Annotated in this window: 1 pseudogene; it reads right to left on the bottom strand. The window is 67.4% G+C overall.

Features of this window, described 5'->3' with window-relative positions:
• Positions 1–76: 76 nt before the first annotated feature.
• A pseudogene (locus tag JZ791_RS44585) lies at positions 77–380 on the bottom strand (hypothetical protein); the annotation flags it as partial.

Raw genomic sequence — 380 nt, 5'->3', positions numbered from 1 at the left:
CGATGAGCCCGACGACCGCGAGCACCGCGGCCGCCTGGATCACCCGGCGCAGCAGGAAGGCGAGCACGCCCGGGCCCTACTGCGGATCTTTCGAGACCCAGTAGAGCAGGAGCAGGTTGTCGGCGCGCTGGGTCAGGTGAACCTTCTTGGAGACGCCCCAGGCCAGGGCCTGCTGGTGCAGCGGGATGTAGCCCCAGTCGGCGCTCAGGACGTCGAAGCCCTCCTTGATCAGGGCGTCGCGCTTGGTCTTGTCGGTCTCGCCCTCGACCTTGTCGGCGATCTCATCGATCTTCGGGTCGCAGTAGCCCGCGAGGTTCCAGCTGCCGCGTCCCGACTTGTCGCCGGGCTTCCGGCAGCCGACGATCTCGTAGAGGATGTTG

Source organism: Nocardia alni, from assembly GCF_019038435.1.
Classification (GTDB): domain Bacteria; phylum Actinomycetota; class Actinomycetes; order Mycobacteriales; family Mycobacteriaceae; genus Nocardia; species Nocardia alni.
The sequence above is the reverse complement of the archived record's forward strand: the minus strand, read 5'-3'. Positions and strand labels throughout refer to the sequence as shown.